This is a genomic window from Microvirga sp. HS2 (assembly GCF_055792805.1).
Genome location: NZ_JBVVAJ010000099.1, coordinates 1 through 1188, shown reverse-complemented (window position 1 = coordinate 1188; position 1188 = coordinate 1). Strand labels below are relative to the sequence as shown.

Genomic DNA, 1188 nt, shown 5'->3' with positions numbered 1-1188 from the left:
GCGTCAGCCCCGGCCAGCAACTGATCGAGCAGATGGTCGGGTATCCGGGGGTCCTTGCGGCGTGCCATGCGATGTCTCCCTCATGATCATCGTAAGGCCCCACACGAAATTCCTGATAGTCCCTGAGCGTCCCGTTGCGAAGCCAGTGATCGCAGGACAGATACATCGCCTTCTGCGGCGCACCCGCGCATTTGATCGGCATCGGCGGCTGCGTGAATAGGGCCCGCCCGCCGCGCAAGGAGCGCACGAGTTCGTAGGTGTAGGGCGCCATCTCGAACATGTAGTTCGAGGTCACGCCGTTGCGACCGAGCGTCTCGCGCAGGCCCTCGATGCCGTCCCAGTGCAGCTCGATGCCGGGCGCGGCGACCAGAACGCGGTAGGCGATCCGCTCCCCATCCTCAAGCACCACCTGATTGTGCTCCGGCTCGAAGCCGGCCGCCGCGGCCCGGATCCAATGCACCTGACGCGGCATCACCTGCGCCATCGGGCGCTCCGTCTGGCTGCGGTCAAAGACACCACCGCCCACGAGGGTCCAACCCGGCTGATAGTAGTGGGTTTCCCGCGGCTCGACGACCGCGATGGACAGCCCGGGCCGGCGCCGAAGAAGGCTGGAAGCCGTTGAGATGCCGGCTGCGCCGCCGCCCACGATGACAACGTCGTAGGTTGTGGCGGGGCGAAGGGGGACGACATTGTCGGGCTTCGGCAGATTGCCGGCGCGAACAGGAGCGCCGGTGCGGCTCCGGTCCTCCAGCCGGGGCCTCAAGCCCTCCAGATTGTAGCCCGCGTCAGCCGCTACCTTGAGAATGGCCTCTGGATCGAGGTGCCAGGCTTCGGACAGGGCCCACAGGGTGGTGGAGCGGGTGCCGGTCCGGCAGAAGGCCAGCACGGGCCCCCTCACTTCGCCCAGCGCCTGCGCAAATGCGGCGGCGTCCTCGTCCGTGACCTTGCCGGAGGCCACCGGGATGTGCCGGTAGGCCAAGCCCAGGCGCTCGGCCGCCGCCGCAAGAGCTTCGCTCCGCGGCTGGTCTTCGGCCTCGCCGTCCGGGCGGTTGTTGATGATGGACTTGTATCCCTGTGCGGCTGCGCTTCCGATGTCCTGTTCGGTGAGCTGGTCGGCCACAGACAGAAAAGGCGTGATCGTCGCGAGCTTCATGGAAGGCCTCCTTGCAAGCTCAGGGGAAGGGGCGC

Annotated in this window: 1 pseudogene; it reads right to left on the bottom strand. The window is 67.3% G+C overall.

Annotation, left to right across the window (positions count from 1 at the left end):
* Positions 1-370: 370 nt before the first annotated feature.
* Positions 371-1153: pseudogene (locus tag ACS5Q0_RS27475) on the bottom strand (protein tyrosine phosphatase family protein); the annotation flags it as partial.
* Between the last annotated feature and the right edge of the window lie 35 nt (positions 1154-1188).